This is a genomic window from Pseudomonas sp. GW821-FHT10B02, from assembly GCF_059415665.1.
Genome location: NZ_JBWKNR010000007.1, coordinates 171,576 through 190,347 on the forward strand (window position 1 = coordinate 171,576; position 18,772 = coordinate 190,347).

Genomic DNA, 18,772 nt, shown 5'->3' on the forward strand with positions numbered 1-18,772 from the left:
CGCCAGAACCGTACAAGCCCGTAACGACAGGCTTGCGCTGCAAACTCTGGCGAAATCTCTGCACCGTCTTGGGCGGGTATGCACCAAGGCGGCCCATTTCAGATTTGCCGCTACTTCCATGGCTCTTTACAATTCGCGCCACTTTGGTCGGTACCCGCACATCCTTCCGCCGCCCCCCGGAGCTTTTTCATGGAAGAAATAGAGCAGCACTGGCTGTATGCCCTGTCCGCGCCCATGGCCGCCCTCAATGGCGCCAGCTACACCGCCGCCACCTATTACGAACCGGCAGACGATGACGCAACGGACCTGCAGAAATGGTGGGGCATCAGCAATCGCCGGCAGTTGCTGGACATGCTGCACATGGCCGATGACGGCCATGCCACTGAAGTCAGCAATGCCTATTGGCAAGCCGCGCGTTGCCTGCCCAGCGAATGGCACGACGCGCTGGAGCAATTGAACCCGCGTCAACGCATCCAGTACCAGTTCGCCTACCGCACCCTGGCCGACTGTGGCCCGGGTGGCGTACGGGCCTGGGACCTGGGACGCATGGGCTTCCTGCTACGCAGCGGTCTGCGCAAAGGCTATGTCAGCGCCGATGAAAGCCTCTGGCTGCAAGGTCGCCTGGCCCTGCGCGCACGTCATTACTACAACGACTGGAACACCTACCTGGCGGGCTACATCTATGGCAAGGCGCTATGGAATTGCTCCGACAGCAGCGACGATGAACTGGCCCAGGAGCTCGCCCGCCAAGGGGGTGAACACTGGAACCGCTGCATTCTCAACAACCTGCGCAAAGGCGCCAGCGAACTGCTCGCCAGCCTGCCGTGGGACCTGCCGTTGAACCTGCCTGAACGCCCTGACACGCTGGAAGAGGATGCCTGGTCATGAGCTGCTGGATTCGCCTGGGCATTGAGCCGACCAACGACCCTGACCTGATTCGCGGCGCCTACCGCGCACGCCTGCCGCACCACCACCCGGAAACCGACCCGGAGGGTTTTCAGGCCCTGCGCCAGGCCTATGAAGCCGCCTTGCAGCTGGCCCGTGACGAGCAGAGCCCGACAGCCGCGGATGAAAGCCCTATGCCTGTCGAGGACGGTCCTGTCGAGCAGACTCAGGCAGCGTTTGCAGCGCTGCTCGAAGACTCGAGCCGACGCTTCGATCCCGCCGCCTGGCAAGCGTTTATCGAACAGCTTGACCAGTTGTCCCTGGATGACCTGGAGCCGGTCAGCTGGAACCTGCTCTACAACCTGATGCAGACCAGTCCGTTATCCCACAACTGTGTGCAGATGCTGGCTGCCCGCCTGGGCTGGGCCAGCCAGCTACTGAGACTGGAACAACCGGAACAGGTTGAGGCCTTCCTCGAACGCACGGCCGAGCCGGACCCGTTCGACACCGCGCTGATGAAAGACTGGTCGCCGGCTGCGCAGATGGAGACCTTGTGGTTCACCCGTAGCCTTGAGTATCTGTTCCATAACCGGCCACTGTTCGAGTACAAACGCTTCGCCACCACGCACACCTGCATGGCCTTGCCCGCGGACGAGGCCTTTATCCAGCGTTTGCTGGTGCAGTTCAGCCAGGCCGGCATCGCCAGCAAAACCTTCTGCGCGATGGTTGCCGAGCAACAGCGCCAGGCACCGGATGATCTCGACCTGCTGTATATGCTGGCCTGCCAGAGCAGCGAGTGCGGTCAGGAAGAACTCGCTCGCCAGTGCTGGACCCGCCTGTGGCGTGAACACCAGCATCCACGGGCCGCACGCTGGCTGCTGGAGCTGTGCCACAAGCACCAGCCGCAACGCCTGCCCTTGCTGATCCAGGCCTTCGATCGACTGGAGCCAGTCGCCACCTGGCCAGACGATCTTGAAGCGCCAGCGCAGGCCTGGGGCAGCCCGTCACAGCGCCCGGAAACCCTGACGCGCTGGTTCGAAGCCGCGCGCAACGGACTGCCTGGCATTGCCGGCACCTTTGTCGCCTGGCGGATGGACGGTGATGACGAACAGCCTTTGCTGGCCTGGCTGCTCGAAGAGCAGCAAGACACTCAGCTGCAGCGTCTGTACCGCCACGCCTGGGCACTGCATCGAGGCGACAGCGGCTTGCTGCACCAGCTCATGGCCGAAGCGCCCGGCGATGATCCGCTGGACGCGCTGATTCTCGAAGGTTTCCAGTACCAGGCCGGGCAACAGCTGCGCTGGTTGAACGAATCACCGATTGCCCTGGCCCTGACCGCCTGCATCAACAACCCTTCGGCCCAGGCGCAATTGCCCGAAGCCTTGCGCGAAAGCCACCTGCGGCCGGTGTGCCGCGACTGGATGCGCCGGGTGCGCAGTTACCCGGCTACGGGTCTGATACGCTTGGCCGAGGCGTTCAAGCCGGGCGGAATGTTCCCGGCACCTTATGCGCTTGAGCTTCAGGCGCAACTCGCCGCTGCCGGTATCGAACTGCCTCGCCCACCCGCCGATGAAGGCCTGTGGACCTGGCACCGGCAGAACCTGTTCATGCTGGCCCTGATCGACCAGCCGGAACGTTGGCTGGCGCTGACTTCGCCCGCCTTGCTGGCCATGCCCTACCCTGCCGATCACCCGTTTGCCCCGCTGCAGCAGGTGCTGCTGCGCCTGCAAGCGGAGCAAGGCAACCTGGACGGGATGCTGGGCTGGCTGGACGACCATGATCCGGTTCAGCAGTTGATGGGCCAGCGCCTGCTCAGCGTGCAACAGGTGCTCGACAGCACCAGGTTGCCCAGCAACCTGCAGCTCTTTGCCTGCCTTGAGCGTGATCCGGGCGCCTTCGAAGACGACATGCTCGGTTTGATGCTGCTCTGCGCCGTGCTGTATCACGACCCAAGCCTGAACGCCGAGCAGCACCGCGAAGTGTTGCAACAGATCGCCAACCTGACCTGCGCGCAGGACTGGTTCGAACCGTTTCGCGACGGGCTGATCAAGGGCGAACCGGTACGCCCGCCAAGCAAATTGCTCGAAGAAGATTATTTGCTCAACAGTACGTTGTTCTATACCGCGCTCGACGCCCTGAAGAACCTGGCACGATACGGTCGCGCCGGTGTACCGAGGGTCAAAGTGCTCAAGGAGCTGCAACGCGCCAAAGACTTCCCGGGCATGGACACCGGGATTCGCGCTGCAATGACGGCGTTGCTGTCCTGGTCCGAACGCTTGTTGCCGGCCAATTCCAGCAACCAGGCAGCGCCAGCCTCGCATATCTGGAAACTCGGTAGCCGCCTGAGTCGCAAAGCCTATGGCGTGCAGGTGGTCGGCAGCATCATCCTCGGGCCGTTGTTGATCCTGATGGCCGGGAGCATGCCGTTACAGATCCTCTTCGCCCTGTTGTTCGTCGGCCTGCTGGGCAGCGCCAGCCTGCGCCGTTTGCACGATATCGGCCGAGGCATCCCGACGCTGATCCTGTTCGCGGCGCTGCTGCCGTTCCTGCCGTTTCTGCCGCTGGTGCTGCTGATCCTGCCGGGTGAACCGCTGCCCAACCGCTACGGTCTGCCACCGGTAAACGCCGCGAAAAACAACCTGCAGGCGGGCCTGCAAGCGGCTTTGCGGCGCTTGAACGGTTAGAACCGCAGTTGCTCCAGCGCCTCGCTGAGGCGCTGGCGCTGACGGCTGATCTGCTCAGGCTGTTGGCTGGCCAAGGCGCTGGAAAAATCGTCCAGCCAGCTACCGATCCGCTCGCGGTCATCTCCCAGGCTCTGCATCCAGGCCCGCTCCAGACGGGCCAGCAGGGTGCGATTGGGCAACGCATCGCGTGGGTGGATTTTCAGCCCCGCAAGCCGCGCATGGCTGGCCTGCCGCGCCTGTTGGTCGAGCCCGGTGGGGCTGCGGTCGATGCTGTGACTATGCTGCTTGCCGGTGTCGAGCAGGGTCACGTCAACTTCCAGCAGGCCGTTGATGTCATAGCTGAAGCGCACATCCAGACTCTGGATGCTGCCATTGGGCGTGAGCTCGATATCGAAGGCGTCGATAAAGATATTGTCACGAACCCAGGGCCGCTCCCCCTGATACACCTCGATCCGGATCATTTTCTGCTCGGCATGGGTACTGCTGAAGCGCTTGACCCTGGACGTAGGGATCACCGTGTTGCGTTCGATGATCGGCGCAAACACACCGCTGACTTCTTCGCTGCGAGCAGCACTGATCCCCAGCGTGTACGGACAGACATCGGTCAGGATCAGCTCTTCAATGGCCTCGTCGCGGGCCTTGCAGGCCGCCTGGGTGGCGGCCCCGAGCGCGACGATGGTGTCCGGGTCCAGGTGCCGGTATGGCAGGCGGCCGAACAGGGTGGCGACCATCTGTTGCACCGCCGGCATACGCGTGGCGCCGCCCACCAGCACCAGGCTGTCGAGGTCCTTGGGGCTCACCCGGGCGTCGCGCAACGCCTGCTCGATCGGTGCCCGGATACGCGCCAGCAGCCCGGCCCAGATCTTCAGCGCGCGGGCTTCATCCAGTGACCATTGTCGGGTTTCACCGGCAACCTCACAGCTCAGGTGCTGCTCCCCCTCACTCAGTTTGCACTTGAGCTGCTCGATGGCATCGGCAAGGCTGGCCAGGGTTTGCGGCGCCACTGCCGAGGGTTTGAGTTGCCAGTCCTGCAAACAGGCTTGCAGCAGCGCCGCGGTGAAGTCTTCACCGCCGAGGAAGTTGTCACCGGTCGATGCATGCACCTCGATCAACGGCAGCGCGTACTCCAGCACCGTGACATCAAAGGTACCGCCGCCCAGATCGAAGATCAGCGTGCGCTCAAACTTCTTTTCGTGCAGTCCATAGGCCATGGCTGCGGCTGTCGGCTCGTTGATCAGGCGCTGCACGTTCAAGCCGGCGAGTTCGGCGGCGAAGCTGGTGCGCTTGCGTTGTTCGTCGCTGAAATACGCTGGCACCGAAATTACCGCCTCGCTCACCGGGCAGCCCAGGAAGGCTTCGGCATCGGCTTTCAAGGCACCGAGCACCAACGCCGAGAGTTCCTCCGGGCTGAACGACTGCTCACCAAGCTCAAGTTTCTTGTCACTGCCCATGAAGCGCTTGAAGGCGCCGACGGTGCGCTCGGGGTGAGTCGTCAGCCGTGCTCGTGCTGGCGCGCCGACCAGAATGCTGCCGTCGTCATCGAGACTGACAACCGAAGGGGTGAGGACATCGCCGAGGGCGTTGGGGATTAGTTGCGCCTGACCATCACGCCAGACAGCCACCAGGCTGTTGGTGGTACCCAGGTCGATACCCAGCAAAGGCGCCGGGGAAGTGCGTGCATCCTGCATGATTGATCTCTTGCTCAGTAGGGGCTGGCACGGAGAAAGCAGCGACGTACCAGCGTGCTGGTGAATTCTGGGCGAAATCCAGAAACAAAAAAAGCGACCCTAAGGTCGCTTTCTTTGTTGCTTCCGGGTGTTCAGTGGGCCCTGGAAGCTAAATATGGCGCAGCGGACGGGACTCGAACCCGCGACCCCCGGCGTGACAGGCCGGTATTCTAACCGACTGAACTACCGCTGCGCGATACACTGAGAAGTGGTGGGTGATGACGGGATCGAACCGCCGACCCTCTGCTTGTAAGGCAGATGCTCTCCCGGCTGAGCTAATCACCCTTTCGTCTCGGTGTGGCGCGCATTCTACGGAGCACCGAACACTCTGGCAAGCACTTTTTTAAAAAAATTTTTCAGGCGTTCCAAAGACTTAGCGGACTTGGCCTTAAGCGTCCGCTCGGAGAATAATGCCCTCCTTATGTGTTGAGGAGAGATTCACCCCATGTGGTTCAAAAACCTGCTGACCTATCGCCTGACCCAGGATGTCCCGTTCGATCCCGAAGCACTGGAAACCGCTCTGGCCAGCAAGCCGGCGCGCCCTTGCGCCAGCCAGGAGTTGACCACTTACGGTTTCGTCGCGCCGTTCGGCAAAGGTGAAGATGCACCTTTGGTTCACGTCAGCGGTGACTTCCTGCTGGTCGCCGCCCGTAAAGAAGAACGCATCCTGCCCGGTAGCGTGGTGCGTGATGCCGTTAAAGAGAAGATCGACGAGATCGAAGCCGAACAGATGCGCAAGGTCTATAAGAAGGAGCGCGATCAGATCAAGGACGAGATCATCCAGGCGTTCCTGCCGCGCGCCTTTATCCGTCGCTCGATGATCTTCGCTGCCATCGCCCCCAAGCAGGGCCTGATCCTGGTCAACTCGGCCAGTGCCAAACGCGCCGAAGACCTGCTCTCGACCCTGCGGGAAGTGATGGGTTCGTTGCCGGTACGTCCGGTGACCGTGAAGATCGCCCCGAGCGCGACCATGACCGACTGGGTCAAGACCCAGCAAGCCGCGCCTGACTTCTATGTACTGGACGAATGCGAACTGCGTGACACCCATGAAGACGGCGGCATCGTGCGCTGCAAACGCCAGGACCTGACCAGCGACGAGATCCAGTTGCACCTGGGCACCGGCAAGGTCGTGACCCAGCTGTCGCTGGCCTGGCAGGACAAACTGTCGTTCGTGCTCGACGACAAGATGGTCATCAAGCGCCTGCGTTTCGAAGAACTGCTGCAGGACCAGGCCGAAGAAGACGGCGGCGACGAAGCCCTGGGCCAACTCGATGCCAGCTTTACCCTGATGATGCTGACCTTCGGCGAGTTCCTGCCGGCGCTGTTCGAAGCACTGGGTGGCGAAGAGATTCCGCAAGGGGTCTGAGCCTGATCGCAAGGCCAGCCCGCTCCTGCAAATAACCTGTGGGAGCGGGCTGGCCCCGCGATAAAACCGGCAAACTCGCAAACCACAAAATCGGCAGCATCAAACCTTTCTCCTCCCTCATCGCCATCTCGCTTGGTTCATTACAAGCCGGGAGCGATGCCGCGTGCTCGCTGGAAAGACTTCAGCCTGTATTGCAATACAGCAGCTGATTACTTTGACAGCGTAACAAGACCCGACCCGGCTTAAGCACTCAGCAACAATCAGGAGAAATACGATGGATGATTCAAAACTTGACACGTCAAAATCATTTACCGCCGACGTGTACCTGGAGGACGGTGGTATACGCCGCCCTGTGCGGATCAACGACGGTGGCTGGCTGCAAATTCTGGATGCCCAGATCAAAGGCCATCCCGTGCTACCAACCACTCTGTGGTTTGGCTGCTATGAGGAAAACGGCGAAGCTATATACATCATCAAGGAATACACCAAAGGCGGCAGCAAAAACGGCAGCACATTAGATATCAGCAACAATGATTATTTAGGCTTCTACTCCAAATCGGCAAAGCATTGGCGGGTTACCCGACTGGATGGCGAGGAGCTGATTCCTAGATCTACACCCGAAGCACATATATCGGTCTCTACAAGAGGTGGCAGAAAGTGGACTGCTCAGGGCGAACACTGTGTGGTTTTGAAGGGTGGTGCTGACAGCAAGTTTTTAGTGCGCATCCATAAAGTGGGTGTCTATCATTTTTGATCGCATCAGCTCCCTGCGTGACGAAGGCTGATCCAGGACTTGTGACCTCCCAGCTTGCCCCGATAATTCAACATGGGCACCATACTGCCCACGGTGAGGACGGCCTCACGACGCACTGCGTGAACGTTTCGGGGACGGCCCCATCCACTGCTAGAGATGCTGCATGTCCTGGATCATCCTGTTTTTCGCCGGCCTGTTCGAAGTAGGCTGGGCTGTCGGCCTCAAATACACCGACGGTTTCACCCGCCCCTTGCCCACTGTCCTGACCGTCGCCGCCATGGCGATCAGCCTCGGCCTGCTGGGCCTGGCCATGAAGGAGCTGCCGCTGGGCACCGCCTATGCGATCTGGACCGGTGTCGGCGCCGTTGGTACGGTGATCGCCGGTATCATCCTGTTCGGCGAATCCATGGCGCTGGTGCGCCTGGCCAGCGTCGCGTTGATCGTCACCGGCCTGATCGGCCTCAAGGTCAGCGCCAGCTGACCTTGCCCTGTGCGGTCAGCGCAGGTTGCCACGCAACTGGCTGACCCGCTCACGCAACAACGCCGGTTGCGCCGCCTCTACCGGGATGGCGGATCCGGCCACCAGGGTTACCCGCGACCACAAACGGCGAAAGAAGCCCTTGGCCGGGTCGCGACTGAAGAAACTCCCCCACAACCCCTGCAACGCCAGGGGAATCACCGGCACCGGGGTCTGCTCGATGATCCGGCTCAGGCCGCCCTTGAACTCATCGATCTCACCGTCGGTGGTCAGCTTGCCCTCGGGGAAGATGCACACCAGCTCGCCATCGGCCAGGTAGGCAGCAATCTGCTTGAATGCCCGTTCATAGGTCTCGGGGTCTTCATTGCGTCCGGCGATGGGAATGGCGCCAGCAGTGCGGAAGACGAAGTTGAGCACCGGCAACTGGTAGATCTTGTAGTACATGACAAAGCGAATCGGCCGACGCACCGCTCCGCCAATCAGCAGGGCATCGACGAACGACACATGGTTACACACCAGTAACGCCGCGCCCTCCTCCGGAATCTGCTGCAGGTCGCGGTGCTCGACCCGGTACATGGAGTGGCTGAGCAGCCAGATCATGAAGCGCATGGTGAACTCGGGCACGATCCTGAAGATGTAGGCGTTGACGCCGATGTTCAGCAGCGACACCACCAGGAACAACTGCGGGATGGTCAGCTCAACCAGGGTCAACAGCACGATGGTGACAATCGCCGACACCACCATGAACAGCGCGTTGAGAATGTTGTTGGCGGCAATCACCCGCGAACGTTCTTGCTCAGGCGTACGCGACTGGATCAGCGCATACAGCGGCACGATATAAAAGCCGCCGAAAACGCCGAGGCCGACAATTGCCAGCAACACCCACCAGGCTTCGGACATGCCCAGCAACGCCAGCCAGTCATGCGGCGTCGCCGCGGGCGGAACATCCCCAGAGTGCCACCACCAGAGCAAACCGAACAGGGTCAGGCCGAACGAGCCGAACGGCACCAGGCCGATCTCCACCTTGTGACCGCTAAGGCGCTCACACAGCAGCGAGCCCAGGGCGATGCCCACCGAAAACAAGGTCAGCACCAGTGTGACTACGGTCTCGTCGCCGTGCAGCCAATCCTTGGCATAGGCCGGAATCTGCGTGAGATAAATGGCGCCGACGAACCAGAACCAGGAGTTGCCGACAATCGAACGCGACACGGCCGGAGTCTGGCCCAGCCCCAGGCGCAAGGTCGCCCACGACTGAGTGAAGATGTTCCACTCCAGTTTCATCTGCGGCGACGCCGCACTCGCCCGCGGAATCCACTGGCTGGACAGGTAACCCAGCGCAGCCACCAGAACCACCGCACAGGCCACCACCGGCGCATAGTGGGTGCTGGACATCATCACCCCGGCGCCGATGGTACCGGCCAGAATGGCCAGGAAGGTGCCCATCTCGACCAGGCCGTTACCGCCGACCAGCTCCTGCTCATGCAGGGCCTGGGGCAGGATCGAGTACTTGACCGGGCCGAACAGCGCCGAATGGGTGCCCATGGCAAACAGTGCCAGCAGCATCAGCGCCAGGTGGTTGCTCAGAAAGCCGATGGCGCCGATGGCCATGATGCCGATTTCGGCCAGCTTGATCAGGCGGATCAGCGCATCCTTGGGGTACTTCTCACCGAACTGTCCGGCCAGTGCGGAAAACAGGAAGAACGGCAGAATGAACAGTAAGGCGCAGAGGTTGATCCAGATCGAGCGGTCACCGTCGATGGCCAGTTTGTAGAGAATCGCCAGGATCAACGACTGCTTGAACAGGTTGTCGTTGAACGCTCCCAGCGACTGGGTAATGAAGAACGGCAGGAACCGTCGTTTGCCGAGAAGGCTGAACTGCGAGGCTTGACTCATCGTCCGTGTACCTGAGTGGGGCTTTGTCATTGGAGGCACGCAGAGCGGACAAAGCCACAATCACTCAGGTAAATGCAATCTACTTGTGTAACCCGGCAATGCATGGCGAGACGAACAGTTCACCGCGCCAGGCCCCGCGCAGGGTGAGACTGGCGACCATCATCCACAGGCCGGCCAGCGCCACCACCAGCACCAGGCCCATGTGCTGGAAGAAAGCCAACCCCAGCCAGGCACCGAGCTTGAGGGTGGCCAGGGTGTAGACCCCCAGCGGAAAGGTGAAGCCCCACCAGCCCAGGTTGAACGGCATGCCGTGGCGCATGTAGCGCAGGGTGATCAGCACGGCAGTGAGCAACCACCACAAGCCGGCGCCCCACAACACAATCCCGGCAACCAGACCCAGGCCGCGGGCAATTTCACCCAGGTCGCCGAAGCCGTTGGCAGCGAAGATCGCCGGTGCGTCGGCGCCCAGCAGCAACATGCCCAAGGCACCAGTGCCGATCGGCCCCAGCGCCAGCCAGCTGGAAGCGGCCATGTTGGCGTGGGGCAGCTTATGCAGGGCCATACGCAGCATGAGGATGGTCAGGATGCTGAACGCCACCGGCAGCGAAACCGCCCACAACACATAGCTGGTAATCAGCACCAGAAATTGGCTGTGGGCATCGACCAGGTGCGGCGCCAGTTGCCCGCCACTGGCCGCAGCCACCTCAGCGGCAACCACCGGCAACAGCCACACCGCGGTCATCTGATCGATACTGTGCTCCTGGCGGGTGAACATCAGGTAAGGAATGGCCACGCCGCAGAGCAACGCCAGCCCCACATCGAACCACCACATGGCCTCGACCCAGGGCACGATGCCTTCACCCCAGCGATTGACGCCAAACAGCAAGCAACCGTTGAGGATGGTGGCCAGCCCCATGGGGATGGTGCCGAAGAACATCGACACCGTGGAGTGGGCAAAAATCTGCCGCGCTTCATCGAAGAACATCAGCCAGCGCGCGGCATACAACACGCTGAACAGGATGAACAGGGCAATGGTCAGCCACCACAAGGCTTCTGCCGTTCCATGCAGGCTGTCGATGCCGATCTGCATCAGGGCCAGGGCCAAGACCCCGGTGCCCATGGTCGCGGCGAACCAGTTGGGGGTGAACTGACGGATGACTTCACGCGGGTGAGCCAGATGGCTCAACGGGCGCAGGGGTGAAGCGGTCTGTTGCAGGCATGGCATGGTCGGAGTCTCCTGTAGTCCGGTGACGTGAGACCATCTTATGCTCGCAAAGAATATCCATATAACGTGTATTTTCTCTATCTGTTATCTATTTCATAGATATGGATCCAGATCTATCCACCCCTTCCCGCCCAGGCGTATGCTTGGCCGCTGACGGCCCCAACGCAATAACAACAAGGACGTGCCATGCTCGAAGCCGTAAGACGCTACAACCCGCAGGTGCGCCTGCTGCTGACCACCACTTTTGTCTTGACCCTGGCGCGGGCGATCACCCTGCCCTACCTGGTGGTCTACCTCGCGGAAAACTTCGCCTTGGATGTCAGTGGCATCGGCCTGATGATTGGTGGCGCGCTGATCGTCGCCTCGCTGCTGAGCCTGTACGGCGGCTACCTGATCGATACGCTGCGCAGTTACACGGTGATCATCGTCTCCACCCTGGTCTTTGCCATCGCCTTCGTTACCGCCATCGTCAGCCGCGAACTGAGCCTGTTCTTCACCAGCCTGGTGGTGATCAACCTGGCGCTGGCGGTGGTCGACATTGCCGCCAAGGCCGGGTTTTGTGCCCTGCTACCGCTACGCTCCGAGGTGTTCTCGATCAAGTACACCTTGAGCAACGTCGCCTACGCCGTCGGTCCCTTTGTCGGTGTGGCGCTGATCATGCTCGACAATCACCTGCCCTTTCTGGTTTCGGCGGCGTTGGGGCTGGCCATGTGCCTGTGCTACCGGCGCTGGGGCGAGCGCTCGGCGCGGGCGCAACTGGACGGCAGCCCGCCGGCCGGTTTTCTCAGTGTCGGCGGACAACTGCTCAAGGATCGCCGGTTGGTCTGCTTCACCCTCGGCGGCGCGCTCAGTGCCGTGGTCTTCGGTCAGTTCACCGCTTACCTGTCGCAGTACCTGGTAGTGACCACCAATGCCAGCGAGGCTGCGCGGTATATCAGTTACCTGGTCGCCACCAACGCCATCACTGTCATCGCCTTGCAGTATGTGATCGGGCGGCGCATCAACAGCCGCCAGCTGATGCCCTGGTTGCTGGCCGGCATGGCGCTGTTCCTGGCTGGCCTGCTGGGATTCTCCCTGGCCCAGTCGCTGCTGGTCTGGTGCCTGGCGATGCTGGTGTTCACCCTCGGCGAGATCATCGTCATCCCGGCCGAGTACATGTTCATCGACAGCATCGCCCCCGAGCATCTGCGCGGGGTGTATTACGGCGCGCAGAACCTGTCCAACCTCGGCGCAGCGCTGGGGCCGGTGATCTGCGGTTTTGCCCTCGCCCATCTGGTGCCGGTGGCCACCTTCTATCTATTGATTGGCTCGGTGCTGCTGGCGGCGCTGTTTTATTACCTGGGGGCTCGGCGCTGACCTCTTTCGCGGGGCAAGCCCGCTCCCACCGGTGGGAGCGGGCTTGCCCCGCGATTGCCTGACAACCGCCCCCCTGACCTGCGACGCTCTGCCACTGCTACCATGGTCGGCGCTGACGAAGCGCCAGCGGCGTGCCAGACTGATTGATCGAGGTTCGCCGTTACACTGACGGCTGTTTTTGTTTCGGAGTAGTCATGTCGCTGTCCAGTGGGCTGATCGCCGTGGTCGCCCTGGCCTATATGGCCATCATGTTCGCTATCGCATTTTATGGCGACCGCCGCAAAACGCCGCTGCCACCGCGCCTGCGTGCCTGGGTGTACAGCCTGTCGCTGGCGGTGTACTGCACCAGCTGGACCTTCTTTGGCGCCGTCGGTCAGGCGGCCGAACAGCTCTGGGCGTTCCTGCCGATCTACCTTGGGCCGGTGCTGTTGCTGCTGTTCGCGCCCTGGGTGCTGCAGAAGATGGTGCTGATCAGCAAGCAGGAAAACATCACCTCGATCGCCGACTTCATCGCCGCCCGCTACGGTAAATCCCAGTCCCTGGCAGTGGTGGTGGCGCTGATCTGCCTGGTCGGCGTCCTGCCGTATATCGCCTTGCAGCTCAAAGGCATCGTGCTCGGCGTCAACCTGTTGATCGGCGCCAGTGCCGACGCCACCGGCAGCCGCGTGCAGGACACCGCGCTGGTGGTGTCACTGGTGCTGGCGTTGTTTTCCATCGTTTTCGGTACCCGCAGCCTGGATGTCACCGAACACCACCGCGGTATGGTCCTGGCGATTGCCTTCGAATCGCTGGTCAAACTCCTGGCGTTTCTTGCCGTCGGCGCCTTTGTCACCTTCGGCCTGTTCAACGGCTTCGACGACCTGTTCAGCAAGGCACAACTGGCCCCGCGCCTGGAAGGCTTCTGGAACGAGACCATCAATTGGCCGTCAATGATCGTCCAGACCGGCGTGGCGATGATGGCGATCATCTGCCTGCCACGGCAGTTCCATGTCACCGTGGTCGAGAACATCGAGCCACAGGATCTGCGCCTGGCCCGCTGGGTATTCCCGACTTACCTGATCCTCGCCGCGCTGTTCGTGGTGCCGATTGCCCTGGCCGGACAAATGTTGCTGCCAGGTGTGATTCCCGACTCTTACGTCATCAGCCTGCCGCTGGCCGAAGCGCATCCGGCACTGGCATTGCTGGCGTTCATCGGCGGCGCCTCGGCCGCCACCGGCATGGTGATCGTCGAAGCAGTGGCGCTGTCGACCATGGTCTCCAACGACATGCTGTTGCCCTGGTTGCTGCGCCGCAACAACGCCGAACGCCCCTTCGAAGTGTTTCGCCACTGGATGCTCTCGGTACGCCGGGTGACAATCGTCGTCATCCTCCTGCTGGCCTATGTCAGCTATCGGCTGCTGGGTTCTACCGCAAGCCTGGCGACCATCGGCCAGGTTGCCTTTGCCGCGGTGACACAACTGGCACCGGCCATGCTCGGCGCCCTGTACTGGAAACAGGCCAACCGTCGCGGGGTATTCGCAGGTCTTGCGGCGGGGATATTCCTCTGGTTCTACACCCTGGTCCTGCCTATTGCCGCCCACAGTGTGGGCTGGTCGCTGGAGCTGTTCCCAGGATTGGCCTGGCTGCACGGCAACCCGCTGAACCTGCCGATCACCCCGCTGACCCAGGGCGTTGTGCTGTCGCTGGCGGGCAACTTCACCCTCTTCGCCTGGGTCTCGATCCTTTCGCGCACCCGCGTGTCCGAGCACTGGCAGGCCGGCCGCTTCATCGGCCAGCAAACCAGCGCCCGCCCCAACAGCCGCTCCTTGCTGGCCGTGCAAATCGCCGACTTGCTTGAACTGGCGGCACGCTTTGTCGGTGAAGAACGCGCGCGGCAGAGCTTCATCCGCTTCGCCTACCGCCAGGGCAAGGGCTTCAACCCCAACCAGAACGCCGACGGCGACTGGATCGAGCACACCGAGCGCCTGCTGGCCGGTGTGCTCGGCACCTCGTCGACCCGTGCCGTGGTCAAGGCGGCCATCGAAGGCCGCGACATGCAGCTTGAGGACGTGGTGCGCATCGCCGACGAAGCCTCGGAAGTACTGCAGTTCAACCGCGCCCTGCTGCAAGGCGCGATCGAGAACATCAGCCAGGGCATCAGCGTGGTCGACCAGAACCTGCTGCTGGTGGCCTGGAACCGCCGCTATCTGGAACTGTTCAACTATCCCGACGGCCTGATCAGCGTCGGCCGGCCGATCGCCGACATCATCCGCTACAACGCCGAACGCGGCCTGTGCGGCCCCGGCGAAGCCCAGGTGCATGTGGCCCGCCGCCTGCACTGGATGCGCCAGGGCCGTGCGCATACCTCCGAACGGCTGTTCCCCAACGGCCGGGTCATCGAACTGATCGGTAACCCGATGCCTGGCGGCGGTTTCGTCATGAGTTTTACCGACATCACCCCGTTCCGCGAAGCCGAACAAGCCCTCAAGGACTCCAACGAAGGCCTTGAACAACGGGTCGCCGAACGAACCCAGGAGCTCTCGCAACTGAACCAGGCGCTGACCGAAGCGAAAAGCCACGCCGAAGCCGCCAACCAGTCCAAGACCCGCTTCCTGGCGGCCGTCAGCCACGACCTGATGCAGCCGCTGAACGCTGCCCGGCTGTTCTCTGCCGCCCTCTCCCACCAGGGCGACGGACTGTCGGCAGACGCCCAGCAACTGGTCCAGCACATGGACAGCTCACTGCGTTCGGCCGAGGAGCTGATCAGCGACCTGCTCGATATCTCGCGCCTGGAAAACGGCAAGATCACGCCCGACCCGAAACCCTTCGCCCTCAACGAGCTGTTCGACACCCTAGGCGCCGAATTCAAGGTGCTGGCCCAGCAACAGGGCCTGGATTTCCGCCTGCGCGGCAGCCGCCTACGGGTGCACAGCGACATGAAACTGCTGCGGCGGATCCTGCAGAACTTCCTGACCAACGCCTTCCGTTACGGCAAGAGCCCGATCCTTCTGGGCGTACGCCGCAACAACGGCAAGCTGTGGCTGGAAGTCTGGGACCGTGGCCCGGGCATTGCCGACGACAAGCTGCAAGTGATCTTCGAAGAGTTCAAACGCCTGGACAGCCATCAAACCCGCGCCGAAAAAGGCCTGGGCCTGGGCCTGGCGATCGCCGACGGCCTGTGCCGGGTGCTCGGCCATTCCCTGGAAGTGCGCTCCTGGCCCGGCAAAGGCAGCGTGTTCCGCGTCAGCGTGCCTCTGGCCACGACGCCGGCTGTGGCCGTCGTCACCCCGGCCGAGCAAGCCGGGCAGCCACTGGCGGGGATGCAGGTACTGTGCGTCGACAACGAAGACAGCATTCTGGTCGGCATGAACAGCCTGCTCAGCCGCTGGGGTTGCCAGGTCTGGACCGCGCGCAACCGTGAGGAGTGCGATGCCCTGTTGAACAAGGGCATGCGTCCGCACCTGGCATTGGTCGACTACCACCTGGACGACGGCGAAACCGGTACCGAACTGATGGCCTGGCTACGCACGCGCCTGGGCGAACCGGTGCCTGGCGTGGTGATCAGTGCCGATGGGCGCAGCGAGACGGTCGGCCAGGTGCATGCCGCCGGCCTCGACTACCTGGCCAAGCCGGTCAAGCCGGCGGCCTTGCGCGCCCTGCTCAATCGGCATCTGAGCCTGGTCCAGTAAGCGCGCTGGCGGCCAGCGGGTCGCCTTCGCTCATGGCCCGTTCCAGCAAGTCGGCCGGCAGGCTCTTGCTGGCGCGGGCACCGAGCAACTTGAGCTGTTCGCTACGGCTGATCAGATTGCCGCGACCTTCGCAGAGCTTGTTGCGCGCGGCGCTGTAGGCTTTATCCACCTGCTGCAGGCGATTGCCCAGTTCGTCCAGGTCCTGGATGAACAACACGAACTTGTCGTACAGCCAGCCCGCACGCTCGGCGATTTCCCGGGCATTCTGGCTCTGGCGTTCCTGCTTCCACAGGCTGTCGATCACCCTCAGGGTCGCCAGCAAGGTGGTTGGGCTGACGATAACGATCTGCCGGTCGAAGGCTTCCTGGAACAGGTTCGGCTCAGCCTGCAGCGCTGCGGAAAACGCCGCCTCGATCGGCACGAAGAGCAGGACGAAATCCAGGCTGTGCAAGCCTTCCAGGCGGTTGTAATCCTTGCCGGACAATCCTTTGACATGGTTGCGCAACGACAGCACGTGCTGCTTGAGCGCCGCCTGGGCAATCTCGCTGTCGTCAGCGGCAACATACTGTTGATAAGCGGTCAGGCTGACCTTGGAGTCGACCACCACCTGCTTGTCACCCGGCAACATGATCAGCACATCCGGCTGGAAGCGTTCGCCGTCAGCACTTTTGAGGCTGACCTGGGTCTGGTATTCGCGGCCCTTTTCCAGCCCTGCGTGCTCCAGCACCCGCTCGAGGATCAGCTCGCCCCAGTTACCCTGGGTCTTCTGACCCTTCAGCGCCTGGGTCAGGTTGGTGGCCTCATCGCTCAGGCGCAGGTTGAGCTGCTGCAGGCGCTCCAGCTCCTTGGCCAGGGAGAAGCGCTCGCGGGCTTCCTGCTGGTAGCTGTCTTCAACCCGCTTCTCGAACGCCTGGATGCGCTCCTTGAGCGGGTCGAGCAATTGCCCCAGGTGCTGCTGACTGGTCTGGGCGAAGCGTTGCTCACGCTCGTCGAAGATCTTGGTCGCCATTTCCGCGAACTGGGCACGCAGCTCATCCCGAGAGCCCTGGAGATCGTCAAGACGCTGCTGGTGGCTTTCCTGCTGTTCACGCAGCTCGGCGCTCAGGGCCGCGCTGTGGGCATCCAGACGGCGTAATTCGGCCTCACGGGCGCTGCGTTCGATCTGCCAGGCATGGGCAGCGTCACGGGCGTTGTCACGGTCGATCTGCAGCAGCTCCAGCTCACGGGCCTGCGCCGCCAGCGTCGCCTGCTTGGCCGCATTGGCCTGGCTCAGGTCACTGATTTCGTCGCGACTGGCGTCGAGCTGGGCGAGCAAGCCTTCCTGGGCCATCTGCGCACTGCCCAGACGCTCCTCGAACAAGGCCGCCTGCGCCTCACGGGCGGCCTGTCGCCGTTGCTGGGCAAACACCCATCCCAGGCACGGCACTGCGGCCACCATGATACCCAGCACGATGCTGGTCAGATCCAACGCCATTACCACCCGAATACCCCCAGCTGAAATCAACGGCTGAGCTTATCAGCCTTGCCGCTGTACTGCAGTCAAGCGTCTGGCAGCTGTTTGAGCAAACGCCGGGCTTCCTGAGAGCCTTGGGACGCCGCCAGCTCCAGCCAGTAACGCGCTTGCTCGGGTTCATTGATCTGCGCCTGAGCACACAAGCGGCCGTATTCGAGCTGGGCACGCCGGTCCCCGGCACGCGCGGCCTGGCGCAGCAGGTCGTGGCCGATACGCCGATCGCGGGCATTGCCGCAATCACGACAGAGCATTTGCCCCAGACGGCTTTGCGCAACCACCACGCCCTGACGTGCAGGTTGCTTGAGCAAGCGCCCGGCAAAGTGCTTGACGTTGGGGTTGTCACCCAGACGCGGATTGTCGAGCAGCCACAAAGCGACCTTCAAGGTGAAGCGCTGGGGCTCGGGCAAGGGCGGTGGAGCGGACGAAATGGCGGGGATTCTGGCGCGAAACTTCATAACCAACAGCGAAGGCAACTCGAGAGGCGCGCCACTCTACTCCATTTTTCCGACAATGGCCCGAGCCCTTTCGATACTTTTTTCAAAATATTTCTGTGTTTATTTATTGACGCCGGTTGCGGAATTTTCTTCTGACAGAAGTCCACGCGCTGATTGTCGGACACATCGGAAAAAGCTGGCACGCCCGTCCTAGAGCAAGCGCTCGGGACAATCCACAGAAGCTGTGGATAACTCGGTGGACAACCCCCTCCAGGACCCCGCAAACCCCCATGAAATGGGGCTTTCGCTCAAACTGTCGATTTTTTCACCAGCTAAAATAAGTGTTTTTTTTCATTGACTTAAGCTTACGGTCAAGTCATTGGCGGGCCCATCAGGTGCTGTTACAGCGCTGTAACATCAATTGCGCCAAGTGTGCACAACCGCCCCAAAGGAAGGCAGTTCGCTGCACGAATTTGGCACGTTCCCTGCCTCTGCGTCCTTTTGCCAGGTCTTCACAGATGGCAAAAAACGCGAGATACTGATCGGCTCCTCTGATGAAAAGCCATCAACCCTTGTCAAGACCCGGCCATTGCTGTAGTCTTGCGACCGTTAGTACCAAGCTGAAAGTCAATTCTGGCCAAAGCAGTCCTTACAGCGCCCTGCCCACCTTGGACCAGCGCCTGTTGAAACAAGGACCGGCCCACTTGATGGTTCCCAGGTAAATCACTTCTTACTCTGACCGAACCAACCTGCAGATTGATCAGGATCTTCACCCCGTGGCATAGAACC

General features: G+C 61.9%; 12 protein-coding genes and 2 tRNA genes. 7 read left to right on the forward strand and 7 right to left on the reverse strand.

The window, feature by feature from the left end; all coding sequences use genetic code 11:
- Nucleotides 1-189 precede the first annotated feature (189 nt).
- Together AC07OF_RS12960 and AC07OF_RS12965 are read left to right on the forward strand one after the other, a co-directional pair.
- Nucleotides 190-888, forward strand: a complete 699-nt coding sequence (locus AC07OF_RS12960) for a DUF1266 domain-containing protein (protein WP_157191568.1) — start codon at nt 190-192, stop codon at nt 886-888.
- Complete coding sequence (locus AC07OF_RS12965; protein WP_495072955.1) at nt 885-3,569, forward strand: DUF805 domain-containing protein; 2,685 nt, start codon at nt 885-887, stop codon at nt 3,567-3,569. The genes AC07OF_RS12960 and AC07OF_RS12965 overlap by 4 nt, the downstream gene beginning before the upstream one ends.
- Here the strand turns inward: AC07OF_RS12965 and AC07OF_RS12970 are convergent.
- The 3 genes from AC07OF_RS12970 to AC07OF_RS12980 all read right to left on the reverse strand — a co-directional run bounded on the left by AC07OF_RS12970 (nt 3,566) and on the right by AC07OF_RS12980 (nt 5,581).
- Nucleotides 3,566-5,257 carry an Hsp70 family protein gene (locus AC07OF_RS12970; protein ID WP_157191565.1) on the reverse strand — a complete coding sequence of 564 codons (1,692 nt, stop codon included), beginning with the start codon at nt 5,255-5,257 and terminating at the stop codon, nt 3,566-3,568. The genes AC07OF_RS12965 and AC07OF_RS12970 overlap by 4 nt on opposite strands.
- A 155-nt stretch (nt 5,258-5,412) precedes the next feature.
- Nucleotides 5,413-5,489: transfer RNA gene (locus AC07OF_RS12975), tRNA-Asp, on the reverse strand.
- Between the two features lie 16 nt (nt 5,490-5,505).
- Nucleotides 5,506-5,581 (reverse strand) — tRNA-Val (locus AC07OF_RS12980).
- 160 nt (nt 5,582-5,741) lie between these two features.
- Here AC07OF_RS12980 and rdgC point away from each other — a divergent pair.
- The 3 genes from rdgC (at nt 5,742) to sugE (ending at nt 7,897) form a co-directional block, all read left to right on the forward strand.
- Nucleotides 5,742-6,662: a recombination-associated protein RdgC gene (gene rdgC / locus AC07OF_RS12985; protein ID WP_157191563.1), complete on the forward strand. Its 921-nt coding sequence runs from the start codon at nt 5,742-5,744 to the stop codon at nt 6,660-6,662.
- 274 nt (nt 6,663-6,936) lie between these two features.
- Entirely contained in the window at nt 6,937-7,416 is a 480-nt protein-coding gene (locus AC07OF_RS12990; RefSeq protein WP_157191561.1) for a hypothetical protein, read from the forward strand.
- Nucleotides 7,417-7,579: 163 nt separating this feature from the next.
- The gene (gene sugE / locus AC07OF_RS12995) at nt 7,580-7,897 is read left to right on the forward strand and encodes a quaternary ammonium compound efflux SMR transporter SugE (protein WP_157191559.1); all 318 of its coding nucleotides are present in this window, start codon (nt 7,580-7,582) and stop codon (nt 7,895-7,897) included.
- Between the two features lie 15 nt (nt 7,898-7,912).
- Here sugE and AC07OF_RS13000 read toward each other — a convergent pair whose 3' ends face one another.
- Nucleotides 7,913-9,787: an MFS transporter gene (locus tag AC07OF_RS13000; RefSeq protein WP_157191558.1), complete on the reverse strand. Its 1,875-nt coding sequence runs from the start codon at nt 9,785-9,787 to the stop codon at nt 7,913-7,915.
- 79 nt (nt 9,788-9,866) lie between these two features.
- Nucleotides 9,867-11,012 carry a TDT family transporter gene (locus tag AC07OF_RS13005; protein WP_038608181.1) on the reverse strand — a complete coding sequence of 382 codons (1,146 nt, stop codon included), beginning with the start codon at nt 11,010-11,012 and terminating at the stop codon, nt 9,867-9,869.
- 186 nt (nt 11,013-11,198) lie between these two features.
- Here AC07OF_RS13005 and AC07OF_RS13010 point away from each other — a divergent pair, with 186 nt between their 5' ends.
- Entirely contained in the window at nt 11,199-12,368 is a 1,170-nt protein-coding gene (locus AC07OF_RS13010) for an MFS transporter (protein ID WP_495072956.1), read from the forward strand.
- Between the two features lie 194 nt (nt 12,369-12,562).
- Nucleotides 12,563-16,036 (forward strand): hybrid sensor histidine kinase/response regulator, encoded by a 3,474-nt coding sequence (locus AC07OF_RS13015; protein WP_038608177.1) that lies wholly within the window; start codon nt 12,563-12,565, stop codon nt 16,034-16,036.
- On the opposite strand, the gene AC07OF_RS13020 is transcribed toward AC07OF_RS13015, so the two are convergent.
- The gene (locus tag AC07OF_RS13020; RefSeq protein WP_167335140.1) at nt 16,008-17,396 is read right to left on the reverse strand and encodes a DNA recombination protein RmuC; all 1,389 of its coding nucleotides are present in this window, start codon (nt 17,394-17,396) and stop codon (nt 16,008-16,010) included. The two genes, AC07OF_RS13015 and AC07OF_RS13020, sit on opposite strands and share 29 nt — an antisense overlap.
- Nucleotides 17,397-17,575: 179 nt before the next feature.
- Nucleotides 17,576-18,004, reverse strand: a complete 429-nt coding sequence (locus tag AC07OF_RS13025) for a tetratricopeptide repeat protein (RefSeq protein ID WP_157191551.1) — start codon at nt 18,002-18,004, stop codon at nt 17,576-17,578.
- Between the last annotated feature and the right edge of the window lie 768 nt (nt 18,005-18,772).